Genomic DNA, 13,961 nt, shown 5'->3' on the forward strand with positions numbered 1-13,961 from the left:
ATCCAAGTAGAGACGGAAACACCGTCCTTTTGAAGGATGGTACCATTTCAGCGAGAAATAAAAGGATACGTGATCAGGTGAAACCTATAAATTCTTTTATTTCAAAAAAACACAAGAGGTGAGATTCTATTGAGGCTGCATCTTAAACGTTCACTGATATCCATGCTGGTATTCCTGACTATTCTGCCATCTACATTAGCAAGCGCTTCCACGGATCAGTTGTCTGATCCGCTGCCGGTCCCGGAGTCTGCTCCTGAGCAAATACTGCTGGAGCAGCAACAGTTCCAGCAGGATCAAGTGCAACAGAAGGAAGTCAACGCTGAGGCGGCTCCGCTGTACCAATGGAGCTTCCACCCCGGACAGGTGGTCGACCGTGTCTCGGTGGTGAATAGCGTCTATCCTGCTGCAGGTGCTGAACGCGCCGAGCTTAAAGGGGTAGCGTCGATTGTATACGACGACCAGCGCGGAGAGGTCCTCTCCTTACCCGGCGGCGGGAACGGCACCGGCTGGCTGAAGCTGCCGGATCAGCTCTACAGCGGAATCGAGGATGAGCTGTCCATCGCCTTCTGGGCAAATATTGACTCATCCTCAGGCGCCTATTCACGCCTGCTGTCCTCGACCATTGCCGAGAAGGGGCTGACAAACGCCGGAGTAAACGGTTGGCAGGATTCAGAATTCATTGTCATTGCCGGGGATGGTACGTTCAGCAACCGTATATATACCGGGACGAATCCGAATGAAATTGCCAGCTACAAAGGCGATATCGTCTGGAACCGCAATCCCGCTAGAGGCAAATGGCAGCAAGTCGTCATTACGATGACAAGCAGCGGGGCCTACGAGGTATACCTGGACGGTGTTCCCGTGGGCACCAAAGGTCTGGATCTGGGCAAAAGCTCTCCGGATGCAACAATGACCTCAGTTCTGGAGCATTTCTTCTCGCGCGGCTATCTGGACGCCCTGACATTCAATGATTTCGGCAGATCGCTTTACACCTCGGATGGAGATATCAAGGGTAAATTTGACGATCTGCGGATTTACAATGTCCAGTTAAATGCCAATCAGGTAAGCGCACTCTATGCAGAGACGAAGCATGAAGAGAACACTTCAGCCAAGCCGGCCAAAATCTCGGTCGATCTGGCAGACCGTTCGCTCGGACCTGTATTCCATGGCTCTTCCGGCGCACTGTATGCGATCAGCGAGCCTAATGTGCCGGATATCAACACGCTGATTCCGATCAAGCCCTCGCATATCTCCCAGAAGCCGCCGAACGGTATCCAGCATCCGACCGGAGACGCGCTCCGGGTGTCGGACTATTTCTTCGAGGCCGGCGGGGAAGCTGTAAATATCGTTATGCAGGATTATTATCAGCATTGGTACTATCCGTCCAGAACGGCTAACGAATATATTCAGGAAGCCGTCATTCCGATTACAACGGCAGTCAAAGCCTATAAAGAGCAATGGGCGGCGGCGAATCCGGGCAAGGACCCCGATGCAAGATTCATCTATATCCCGTTCAATGAGCCTGAGCAGAACAATACCCGTTATCCCCAGCTCCTGTCAGACAACCAGACGGGCAAGAATTCAAGAGCCGTATTCAACAGCGACTGGCTGGCAGTAACGAAGAAGATCAAAGAGATTGACCCCGGCGCCGTCATTTCCGGAGTGAATTTGACCCAGTACGGAGCCAAGGTATTCGAGGATTTCATTCCCTACTGCGTAGAGAATGACTGTCTGCCGGACATTATCAGCTGGCACATGCTGTGGGACAAAGCCTTCAACCAGGCTCCCTCGAATGTGGCCACCTTCCGGACGGTGGAAGAGAGGTCCGTGCAGCGCTATAAAGAGCTGTATCCGGACCGGACGGTGCCCTTCCCGATCAAGGTGGACATCAATGAGTATGCCGCTACCTCGGAGATTGCCGTAGGCGGCTCGCTTATTCATTACATTGCACGTTATGATGAGCTGAAAATGAACAGTATGCTGCCGTATTGGAACACGGCCAACTCCTACGGGTCCCTGCTCGCCGGGCAGAATGAGCCTAACGGGGCATGGTGGCTCTACAAATGGTATGCCGACATGATGGGCGGCGACATGGCCAAGATCGAGGTCATCAATGCCAGACATGAGAATGACGCCTTCGGCCCCGGCTTGTACGGGCTAAGCTCCATTCAGGACAACAAGAAGCAGGCCAGTATCGCGTTCGGAGGCACACAGGGAGATAGCCAGATCGTGTTCAACAATGTGACCGGCAATGGGAACAGCCCCTCCTTCCTCACAGACGCAGAAGCCGTTCATATCACCGTATGGCACGCTGGATATACGGGCTTAACCGGATTCCTCGTTGAGCCTACCCAGATTCTTGACCGTGATTATTCCGTCAAGAACGGCTCGGTCACACTGGATGTCAACCTGAACGATTACACCTCGGCGTATTATGCAGTCATTACTCCGGCTGTCGATCATGCCCCGAAGGAGACTTTCTATAAGCGCTTCGAGGCTGAGAATGCAGAGGTGCGGACCAATGTGACCCTGACGGATCACTATCCGCGCAAGAGCACCGGACGCTCTGCCTCGAACGGCCAGTACGTCCAAGGCATCAAGGCTGCGGAAAGCCTGGTGAAATGGACAGATGTTACGGTTCCGGCGGATGGGAGCTACCGGCTGGATCTGATTGGAGGCAGCGGCGCAACCTCCCCCCTGCGCAATCAATCCAATACCGGAGATGCGAATCAGCGGATCAATTCCGAATGGTTCATCCAAATTGATGATCACCCGGCAACGAAGGTGGTTCTGCGTGCAGATTACAACATGCAGCTGCTGGGAAGCAATACGATCTTTGCCGATCTGACGCAAGGGACGCATTCCATCGGCATCAGCAAGTACAACCCGGATACGGGAGAAGCAGGCCAGGGCGAATCCACCCTTGACGCGATGGAAGTAACTTATAGCGGTATGCCGGGCGCACAAGCGAATTACCGTGTACAGGCAGAATTTGCCGACTATGATCCTGCGCTGGGGTTGTCGAGAGAGAGCAGCCTGGAAGGCTTCGAGGGTGCCGGATATGTGACCGGTTACGGCAGCAGCCAGGACGCCAACACCCGTTTTGTTGTAAGTGTACTGGAGGACGGCATGTATGATCTGCAGATCCGCTATTCAGCATCGGGTGCGGGCAGCCTGCAAATCCAACATGACCGCAAGCCGCTAGTAGATCTGCCTGTTACCAATACCAGCGGACAATGGCAGACCGCTACAGTACCTACCTTCTTACGCACAGGCATTAACCTGGTTGATGTGCGTTCCAGCGCTGCGCTTAGCCTGGATTATATTAACGCAGCCTTCGTCAGCCAGACTTCTGTATATTCCGTTGAGGCAGAGGCGGCAACGGTCGTAGGTACTCCGGCCGGCTCCGAGCTGCCGCTGGTTCGGGAGGATGCCTTTGCCAAATACGCCTCAGGCGGCAAATATGTGAATGGCATTACCTCCTACGACGGAGCAGAGCGGTATCTGGAGCTGAAGGACATCACAGTGTCCAAAGCAGGTACCTATAAGCTCGTCGTAACCTACGCGAACGGCGAAAGCGCCGGGACGCATGCCTACAACAACGACGTTGTTGAACGGTATACACAGGTCAGCGTCAATGGCGGCGAGCCGCAGACCGTCTTTTTCAAGAACACCATCTCATGGCAGCAGTTCGCCACACAGACCTTGGATGTTGAACTGAAAGCAGGCACTAACAGCATCCGCTTCTCCAATAATAATACGTATGACGGGGGCTCCAACCCTTATGGAGGAACCGGCGCGCAAGGCTTCACTCCTTACACAGCGGTCCCGCGCCAATACGCGCCTGCGTTCGACCGGTTCGATATTTACCCGCGGCATACGCTTGTGACTGACGGCGGCGGCGATACTGGCGGCGGTGATACTGGCGGCGGCGATACTGGCGGCGGTGATACTGGCGGCGGCGATACTGGTGGCGGCGATACTGGCGGTGGTGATACTGGCGGCGGTGATACTGGCGGCGGCGATACTGGCGGCGGTGATACTGGCGGCGGCGATACTGGTGGCGGCGATACTGGCGGCGGTAACCACGGCGGCGGTGAAACTGGCGGCGGCAACAACGGCGGCGGTGAAACTGGCGGCGGCAACAACGGCGGCGGTAACAATAGCGGTACGAACGCCGGTAGCGGCAACGGCGGTGGGACTACCGTTGGTTCGGTCACCCCTGTTCAGCCGGAAGCACCAAGCGGCAGCGGCCATGTGACCGTCGAAGCAGAGGTTACAGGAACTACTGCAATAGCCACATTGGATGCCCAGAAGGTAAAAGCGGCGGAACAGATCACCGTCTCCTCTCCGCTCGGCACCTTCCACTTCCCTGTAAAAGCGGTTGATACCGCTGCTTGGGGACAGCAATTGGGAACCGAGGACTGGAAGCTCAAGGTCAGTATTATGGTCTTGCCGGAACAACGGCAGCAAGAGATCGTTCAGGCTGTTCTGGCAGCCAAGGGCAAATTAATCAGCCCTGCCATTGAGTACACGGTAACGGTTGAAGCCAATGGACGTACGGTGGTGATCCCGGGGTTTAAGGGCAGCTATTCCCGTGGCACCTTGCAGCTCGATGCTCCGGCGGACAGCCGTAATACTACTGTGGTGCGGATCGAGAAGGACGGAAGCTTCACCTTCGTTCCGGCTGTCTTCAACGGCACCGGTGTAACCTTCTACAGTCCAAGTAACGGCACATTTGCGGTGATTTCAAGCAACAAGACATTCGAGGATATCAAGGGACACTGGGCACAGGCATCCGTCGAAAAGCTAGCCTCGAAGTACATCCTGACCGGCTTAACGGACAGCCAATTCGCACCGAACACTACCACAACCCGCGCGGAATTCGCAGCGATGATGGTACGTGCGCTGGGCTACTCCTCCTCCGGTTCTGCAGACGTTTCGTTCAAGGATATCCCCTCCGGTGCGTGGTACACCGGAAGCGTAGGAACAGCCGCTGAGCTGGGTCTGGTGCGGGGCGGAACGGACAATAATTTCCGGCCGAACGATATCATTACCCGCCAGGAGATGACCGTTATTCTGGTTAAGGCGATGGCCCTTGCAGGCTCGCCGCTCCCAGCTTCAGAGCTTCAGCCTGCAGCCTTCAAGGATGCAGACAAGATTGCGGGCTGGGCGCAGCAGGATATAGACAAGGCGGTTCAGGCTGGCCTGATCACCGGAACACCGGCCGGTCTGTTCCAACCGGGGCAATCCGCTACCCGTGCGGAAGCGGCAACCGTCATCCTCCGCTTGCTGGTGCAAGCGAAAGTAATGAACTAAAGACATGTGGCATCATGCTCCCGCCTGCCGGGGCTGATCCACAGTTATAATTCCGGCAAGTTGAGACAGACGAGGTCCGTGCCCAACACCATATAGATCAAAAAGAGCAGCGATTCTCCCGTTACCTGGTACCTGGAGAATCGCTACTCTGCTGTTTCGGGTCTTGTTTAGGTTCTTGTTTAGGTTCTTGTTTAGGTTCTTGTTTCGGTTCTACTGTAGCTTCTCGTACATCTACTGCTATTTTGCTAAAGAGCCCCGGGTTTTAGTTGGATAAACGTATCTTAATTGGGATGATTGGGAGCTTCTGAGGAATTTAATTGGATAAACGTCATTTAATTTCATGCATTTCCCCTGCTCTGATCGTTTGGCAGCAAATTAAGTGCTGTTTTTCCAACCGTTTCCCGGCAAGGCCTCCTCCACCCCTAAGCAAGTGGAGAAAATCCAACTGCTATTTCCTGCCACAGTCCCCATCACATCCGCAGATAGCTACAGCTACCAGTCCCCATCACATCCGCAGATAGCTACCAGCTACCAGTCCCAGTCACACCCGCAGATAGCTACCAGCTACCAGTCCCAGTCCCAGCCACACCCATACTAATGCTGCTCCAAGATTCACCGCGTTCTTGTATAGGAATTCAGAGAGTGGGCTCCGCAGCTGATTAGACGCCTGGAAGAGATTGATCGCCCGGAATATAAACATGAGGCTGGAAAAGATGACCACACCAGACAATAAGCATATACGACCGATGAAGCAACGCTATACAGGTAGCCCAAAAACCCCCTGCCAGCAAGCACGTGGCGCAGCATTCTGCCCGCTGCTTTCTTCCGCGCCTGCCAATAGGGGGTAATGCAAGTAGTACAACTAACGGAACAACACGCATTTTCCCGATTCCCTGAAATACTTGATCAGCCGCTCAATCGGCTCGCGTCCGCATTTCAGCTGTTCGCCAAGACAGTCTATACACAGGAAGTCTTGCGCGTTGCGCGTAACAAGCTTCAGGTAGATCGCCACATCATCCGTCACCAGGGGAACGCCGCATTGTCTGCATGTTCTATTCATGTTCACGCTCACGCACTTCTCTTCCTACACCAATTTGGCCCGCACAATCAGACAATCATGGGCTGCGACGACCGGAGCATATCGTTCTCTGAATACACCAAGCTCTTGGTGCTCCCAGCAGTCATACAGGGACAGCGATTTGCCGGAGGCATACGGGAGTCCGAAATCCCAGAATTGCAGCGACATTTCTCTTTGTCCATCGCTCAGGTTGAAGAAGCCGATCGCAAGGTCTCCGTCCGACAATACTTTGACCAGCATGAACACATCATCTGCATGGAACCACTGGGGTTCCGGCTTGATGCGGTAAGCCCCGCGGCTCTCCACATCCTGATTGATGGCAATCAGATCCGGGTTCAACAGAATATTCTTGGTGGCCTCGTTGGCCTTGCGGATATCGCTGCCGATCATCAGCGGGGAACCCAGCAGGCTCCATAGTGAGAAGTGGGTCTTGTACTCCACATCCGTGCAGCCGCCGATCTGACTGCCGATGAAGTCGCTGTTGCTGCCTCCGTACATGCCGACTACCAACATATCCAGGTCATTATGGCAGTAGGCCCCGGTGTAGGCGGCTTTATCCAGCTGCGACAGAGCCAGGGTCTTGATGGATTCCCAGCTGTCCTGGATATCTCCGGTAGAGCGGTACATATGCGCGCCGGATTCACGAATCCACTGATAGACGTTGTCCTCGCCCCAGTTGCACGCGGAGAACAGAATGTCTCTGCCGCAGTTCTTCAGTGCGAGACTCATCCGCTTGTACAGCAGCTCTCCCGACATGTGTCTGGGCTTGAAGCAATAGTCATACTTAAGAAAATCCACGCCCCATTCAGCCAGGGATTCCGCATCCTGGAATTCATGCTCGAAGCTCCCCGGATACCCGGCGCAGGTATGTGTGCCTACACAAGAGTACATGCCGAACTTCAGTCCCTTGGAGTGAATATAATCTGCAAGCGCCTTCATTCCGCTCGGGAATTTGACCGGATCAGCGACCAGCTTGCCATCCTTGTCCCGTTCTTTCAGACTCCAGCAGTCGTCAATGACAATGTAATCATATCCCGCAGCCTTATAACCGTCTGCCACCAGGGTATCGGCGGCCTCCCGGATCAACTGCTCGTTAATATCCCAGGTGAAGGTGTTCCATGAGTTCCAGCCCATCGGAGGCGTCAAGCCGAGCTGTTGCTGTTTGTCCACCAGTTGTTTGTCCATGATCAGTATTCATCCTTTCGCATCACTCCAAATGTAGGTACCAGAGCAAATGCTGTATTATTTATGTATTTAAACACACATAATCCTTGTAATCTATAGCTTCACGTTGCTTTCATATCGACGTATGTTGCTTTTCTAAATTTGATTTGAAGGCGGAATCAGGCCCTCACCCCGCGCCTGTTCAATGTATTCGGTTTTTCGTACAAATTTGGCCCTCGCATCCCCGCTCCCGTCCAATTGTGTTCGGTTTTCCGATTACATTCGGCTTACGTGGCGCTCACAGTCCAATTGTGTTCGGTTTTTCGATTGCATTCGGCCTACGTGGCGCTCACAGTCCAATTGTGTTCGGTTTTTCGATTACATTCGGTCTACGCGGTGCTCCCAGTCCAATTGTGTTCGGTTTTTCGATTACATTCGGCCTACGCGGTGCTCCCAGTCCAATTGTGTTCGGTTTTTCGATTACATTTGGCCTACGCGGTGCACCCAGTCCAATTGTGTTCGGTTTTTCGATTACATTTGGCCTACGCGGTGCACCCTTTCCAATTGTGTTCGGTTTTTCGATTACATTTGGCCTACGCGGTGCACCCAGTCCAATTGTGTTCGGTTTTTCGATTACATTTGGCTTACGTGGCTTACCCAGTCCAATTGTGTTCGGTTTTTCGATTACATTCGGCTTAAGCGGCGTACCCAGTCCAATTGTGTTCGGTTTTTCGATTACATTCGGCCTACGCGGTGCACCCAGTCCAATTGTGTTCGGTTTTTCGATTACATTTGGCCTACGCGGTGCACCCAGTCCAATTGTGTTCGGTTTTTCGATTACATTCGGCTTACGCTACCCACCCGGTCTAATTGTGTTCGGTTTTCCGTTAAAATATGTTAAATAAATGAAAAGACGATGTTCTGTTTTTTAGCCACGCTGCTCATTTTCATGCTGGAGTTGTGCCTTGAAAGACATGTTTGTTTTCGCACACATTTGACCTTCGCACTCGGCGCCCGTCTAATGTATTCGGTTTTTCGCACATATTTGCTCCCACGCCCGCCCTCTTCCCCCCGCACCACCGCAAAAAAACTCCCGTCCCCCTGCGGAGTCCGGTATGATCCCGGACCCCGCAGGAGAAGGAAGCTCTGTGTTTTGCGCTTACCCTTTAATTCACCTGAACCAGCTTCCATTGCTGGTGCAGATCGCCGCGGTACAGGTTCTGCTGCAGCTTCGCGCCGTCCGCACTGGAGGCTCCTGTGACTTCAACGGCTCTGTTGCTGTTCACGTTCAGAATGCTCCAGTACCCGTTACTCAGCTTAATCAGTCTGAACTGCTGGGCAGTGTTGTTCAAATCCTGCATCAGCTGGATGGCTTCGCCGTTATTCTTCGTTCCGTTTCGCACATCCATCACTTTGTTGTCCGAAGAGTTCACACTGCGCAGCCGGTACACGTTATTGTACGTGCCCATATCGGTAGCTGTCCATTGCTGGGCAGCCGCAGTATTCTCCGGCCATTGCTGAAGCTGAAGGGAGTTCGTATTCTGCCCGTTCGGAACATCAATCGCTTTGCCTGACGCCCGGTTGATCAGCTTATACTTCGCATTGTTGGTTACCCCGTTCCATATGCCGTTCCAGGGATTGAACTGCGCCCGCTCATAATACCATTCGAAGATAAACCGCGCCATTCCGTCCCGGGTGGCATTGCCGTCATACATCAGTCCGCCGTCCGGGTCTGCGAAGGAGCTTTTGGGGCCGGGGTCCAGCAGGAAGCCGTTCATATGGACGGCAATGCTGACATTACCGGCTGCGGTGAAGATCGCTTTGGTGTTCTTGCCGAAGCCTGCGTTCGTACCGTTGAACAGATCCCAATATTCGGAGTCTCCCGGCTGTCTCTTGAACCAGGTGGTCTCGGTAATATTGATCGGGTACTTATCGGCAGCAGGCTTGATGCTGCTATCCCAGATCTGCTGAAGCGAATTGAAATCGTCATACGCGCCGTAGCCCGGATACCAGTGTACGGCATAGCCGTAGTTGTTCAGCGGGTCCGTAAGCGGATTGGATGCGGTCAGCTGGTAATGCTGGTCCCATCCGAGTCCTGCAGCCCAGATCACATTATCCGCGCCCTTACTGCGGATCGTGGAGATCATGGAGTTCTGGAAGTTCTTCAGTGAATTCCAGAAGGCCTCGAAGTTAGGCTGGGAGGGATTTCCGCCCCATTGTCCGTTCACATCGCTCAGCACCGGCTCGTTAACCAGCTCGAACATCACATTATCTGCGCTTTTGAGGGCCGGCTGGGAGGCCAGGTAACCCCAGATCTGATTGAACTTGTCCAGATTGGCCTGGGTGGTCACCTTGTTATCCAGCAGGGTGAAATCCAGCCCCAGTGTGACATACAACCCTTTCGTCTTGGCATATTGGACATAAGGGATAATCACATTCTGGGTGGCCGCCTGAAGACCCGCGAAGTTATAGGTTCCTGCAGCCACATCCCCCATATCCTCCCGGTCGATGAACAAGCGGACCTGGTTCGAATACCAGCCATGGCTGTTGCCGTATTTGCCCGAGGTGCTGGTGAAGGTGTCCGTAATTTCCTTAAGGTACTCCAGGGTAGCCGCATGACGGTTCCCTGCGTTGCGGTTCAGATAATAGTTACTGTTCTGATACGTCCAGTAGACTCCGGTAGGCTGATGCCAGCCGCTGAGGAGTACAGGCTGCCCGCTGCCGTTCACCAGCTGATTGCCGCTGACATGGAGCTTGGACACGGGAGTTCCCTCCCAGGCACTTGCGGTACCGCCGCCGGACTGCATAGGAACCAGCAGCAGCGCCATCATAACCAGCAGCTTGATGGACCAGTTCAACTTCCTTTTTCTCACAGATACCCATCTCCTTCTTGTTTGGGGAATCGGCTTATGCCGTAGTAATGAAAGCGAATACAATTGAATTGTACTCTCCAGGGAGATGGGGGGGAAACCTGTCTGATTATAGTTAATAGACTGGCAGATTATAGTTTTATATGCATAGACTCCCTGAATTCCTGGGGAGTCATCCCCGTCATTTTTTTGAAGAACCGGGTGAAGGAGTGAGGAGCCTCATAGCCGACATACAGCGCCACATCACGTATTTTGAGCGCCTCGTTCCCCAGCAGCTCCTTCGCCTTCACCGCCCGGCAATGGTCGATGAACTCCGACAGATTAATGCCCTGCTCCTGCTTGAAGAACCGGGACAGATACGACGGGTTGAAATAGTGAAGCTCGGCCAGCCGTACCAAAGACAGGTCCTCACCCAGATGGCTGTGGATATACTCGCAGATCCGCTCAATCACCTCTAAGGAGCGCTCCTTCTCGGCAGTGCTTCTAAGCTCAAAGAGATCGGAGGCCAGCTTCTCCAGATAATAGAAGCCCTCCTTCAGGGACGAATGCTCGTCAAGCCGCATCAGCTTGCTATATTCATTGACAAGGCTATAGTACTCCGAACGGTTCAAATGGGACAGCAGGACAAGGGCAGCTGTATAATACAGCTCCGCAGCTTCTTCTACGGAGACGCTGGAATGGATGCCTTCCGTGATCTCTTCAAGCGTCTCTGCGAACCGCTCCCGCCGGCCGGCATCCAGATGCGCCGCAAGATTCTCCACCCGCTGCTGGAGCCGGACCCCCGCCTCCCTGATTCCGTCCGGCTCCGGCGGGCCGCTCCGGTCAATCTGCACCATGGAGATGCCGTCACCGATCTTCACCTGCTGCAGACGGTGGAGCCGTTCGTAGTGACGCCCGATCTCCGTCCAGGCGCAGGCCGAGCCGCTGACCGTAAAAGCAACAGGCAGGCCAAGCGTCTGCCGGAAGGAATCCTGGATCAGCTCCAGCGTCCCTTCCAGATACCGCGACAAATGCCCGCCAAATACAGCTTCGGCATGATGCAGGGGCTGGAGCAGCCATAAGAGATCCCCGTGTCTGTCCAGTACCCAGGTATGCCGGGTCATCTCCGCCAGATGTGAATTCCAGATTAGCCGGGAAGAAGTCAGAATCTCGCTCCGGTCCATGTAGGAGGTGCCCTCCGGGTACGTGAGCCGTCCAAGAATCAGCATCACCGGGGACCCGGGCTCCAGGCTGATGCCCAGCTTAAGGAAATCCGTGCTTAACGTCTGCACATCCGCACACAAGACTTGGCTATCCTGAAGCAGATGACGGAGATAATCGCCCTGCGCCGCTAATTCCATCGAATCACGCTGCTCCCTGGACTGCTCCAGAAGCTCGCTCAGCTGGTTGCCCTGCTCAATCTCCAGCAGCACCTCCTGCACCGTCTCAATAATCTTGTCGAAGCCTTCCGTCTTAAGCAGGTAACGGGCACCGGGAATTTGCAGCGCTCTGTAGGCATAATCGAACTCGCTGTAGCCGGTCAGGAATACAATCCTCGACCGCGGCCAGAATTCACGGATTTGCTCAGACATTTCGAGTCCGCTCATCCCGGGCATCCGAATATCCGTCAGCACAATATCGATCCGGGTGCGGGAGAGCCACTCCAGTGCCGCTTTGGCCGAATAGACCTTGTAGACATCGAGCTTGTCGGGAATAAGCTGATTGAAGGCCTCGTATAAGCCGTCTGTTATAATCTCTTCATCGTCAACGATCAAAAGTCTGTACAAGCCCTTCACCTCCTGTCAGTCTAATTCGGATCTCGACCCTGAGGCCGTTCAGCGTGCTTCTATGCAGGAACAAGCCGCTGCCTTCCCCGTAGATGAGCTGGATGCGCCGGTGAATATTGCCCATGCCGGTGATTTCATGCGTTCCGCCGTTCTGATTCAGCCGATGCCCCAAGGCCTCGATCGCTTCATCCGTCAGCCCGCTTCCATTGTCCTCGACAATGATCCGGATTTCTTCCTCCCCCTGCTCAAAAGCAACCCGTAGTTCCCCCTCCTCCGCCTGCTTCTCCAGACAATGCTCATAGGCATTCTCGATAATGGGCTGGAGAATCAGGCGCGGAACCCGAAGCTCCTCCATCGCTTCCGGCAGCTCGTCGAACCGGACCAGAATGCGTCTGGAGAACCGCATCTTCTGGATCTCCGTATACATCCGGGAATGTCTGGTCTCCTCCGCGAGCCGGACATTATCCTCCCCGTTACGGGTGATGAATCTGAAATATTCGCCCAGCATCCCCGAAAAGTCCTCAATCCGGTCACTGTCCCCTTGCTTGGCCAGCGAGCTGAGAATAAAGAAGCTGTTGTACAGAAAATGCGGGTTGATCTGCGACTGAAGCTGCTTCAGCTCCGCCCGCTGCATCATCAGCTTCTGGGTATAATCCTGATCAATCAGCATCCGCAGCCTGCTGAGCATCTGGTTGAAGCGGAGATACAGATAGCCGAATTCATCCTTGCGGGCATGGTCAATCTGAATATCAAGCGAACCGCTCTCCATCCGCTTGAAGCTGCGGATCAGTACAAGCAGCGGCTTCTGTACGAACTTATAGGTGGCATAGGAATAGATAAGCACCGCCAGGAAGGAAGCAGCCGCGAACAGCCAGGCCCAGACCACAAACTTGGTCAGCGGGCGCTTGACCGCCTTCTCCGGCAAATAGGTGGCTACAGCCATCCCCAGCTTGTCTGAGGTGAAGCTGTCGATATGATACCGTGTTCCGTCCAGTTCCCAGTTGTACAGGTCCCCTTCATCAATGGCCTGGTGATAGCTCTCAATCAGCTCCGGAGAGCTGTTCTCGGTTCCGAGCGCATAATCCGTCTGCCTCGAGACCAGCAGAGAGCCGCTCTCTTCATAGGCGTTAATGGCCCGGAGCGAATCCTTCAGCTTCTCATTGTCCAGCTCAATCTGCACGATGAACAGCGGGGGCTCGCCCATTCTGCCGCTGGACTGGGTCACGCTCAGCTCCAGGGAGTTGTTCCAGTTGATCAGCCGGCCTTCTTTTCTCAGATCGACGGACCGGAAGAAATTGAACTTGCCGCTGTCCAGCTCATCAATGCCGTTCATCGCGGACAACGTTTTGTTGATCGTACGGATATGAACGAACACATCGCCGATGTAGGCGCTGCTGTTCTTCAGGGAGGTGAGCCGCTGCGTAACGTAGTTCAGGCTTTCTCTTTTTTCCACATCGTCCATGTAGCTCCAGGTTACGGCAATCTTGTTCAATTCGGTATCCTGGGCAAGATCATACTGCTGGATCTCCATCCATTCCACCTCGCGGTTCAGGTCCTCCAGGTAATAGGTCAATTGCGACAGCGTGGCTCTGGACAGATCCTGGCTTGCGTTGCGGTAACTCCAGTTGTACAGATAGAGGCCAAGCAGCAGAATCGGCAGAATAATTGCGAGATAAGTAACGACCATCCGGATAAAAATAGTGTGGCGCATGGACACCGCAGGAAATTTAAGCAAGTGTACCGCCTCCGATGCTTTCTTCATGC

Annotated in this window: 7 protein-coding genes; 2 read left to right on the top strand and 5 right to left on the bottom strand. The window is 54.0% G+C overall.

Going from position 1 to position 13,961, the window contains the following annotated elements:
• Positions 1-129 precede the first annotated feature (129 nt).
• Positions 130-5,319, top strand: a complete 5,190-nt coding sequence (locus tag MKZ24_RS25330; RefSeq protein ID WP_340787954.1) for an S-layer homology domain-containing protein — start codon at positions 130-132, stop codon at positions 5,317-5,319.
• A gap of 862 nt (positions 5,320-6,181) precedes the next feature.
• On the opposite strand, the gene MKZ24_RS25335 is transcribed toward MKZ24_RS25330, so the two are convergent.
• On the bottom strand, positions 6,182-6,391 hold the full coding sequence (locus MKZ24_RS25335; protein WP_197073143.1) for a hypothetical protein: 210 nt from the start codon (positions 6,389-6,391) through the stop codon (positions 6,182-6,184).
• Positions 6,392-6,403: 12 nt separating this feature from the next.
• Positions 6,404-7,582 carry a glycoside hydrolase family 27 protein gene (locus tag MKZ24_RS25340; RefSeq protein ID WP_340787970.1) on the bottom strand — a complete coding sequence of 393 codons (1,179 nt, stop codon included), beginning with the start codon at positions 7,580-7,582 and terminating at the stop codon, positions 6,404-6,406.
• A 290-nt stretch (positions 7,583-7,872) separates the two neighbouring features.
• Between MKZ24_RS25340 and MKZ24_RS25345 the strand changes: the two genes are divergently transcribed.
• Positions 7,873-8,466, top strand: coding sequence for a hypothetical protein (locus tag MKZ24_RS25345; RefSeq protein WP_340787973.1), 594 nt, complete (start codon positions 7,873-7,875; stop codon positions 8,464-8,466).
• Between the two features lie 261 nt (positions 8,467-8,727).
• On the opposite strand, the gene MKZ24_RS25350 is transcribed toward MKZ24_RS25345, so the two are convergent.
• The 3 genes from MKZ24_RS25350 to MKZ24_RS25360 form a co-directional block, all read right to left on the bottom strand.
• Positions 8,728-10,434 (bottom strand): RICIN domain-containing protein, encoded by a 1,707-nt coding sequence (locus MKZ24_RS25350; RefSeq protein WP_340787975.1) that lies wholly within the window; start codon positions 10,432-10,434, stop codon positions 8,728-8,730.
• A 128-nt stretch (positions 10,435-10,562) separates the two neighbouring features.
• Positions 10,563-12,197, bottom strand: coding sequence for a response regulator (locus MKZ24_RS25355; protein ID WP_340787978.1), 1,635 nt, complete (start codon positions 12,195-12,197; stop codon positions 10,563-10,565).
• Entirely contained in the window at positions 12,175-13,932 is a 1,758-nt protein-coding gene (locus MKZ24_RS25360) for a sensor histidine kinase (RefSeq protein ID WP_340787981.1), read from the bottom strand. Before MKZ24_RS25360 ends, MKZ24_RS25355 begins: the two co-directional genes overlap by 23 nt.
• Between the last annotated feature and the right edge of the window lie 29 nt (positions 13,933-13,961).

This window comes from Paenibacillus sp. FSL R7-0297, from assembly GCF_038009025.1.
Taxonomy (GTDB): domain Bacteria; phylum Bacillota; class Bacilli; order Paenibacillales; family Paenibacillaceae; genus Paenibacillus_AQ.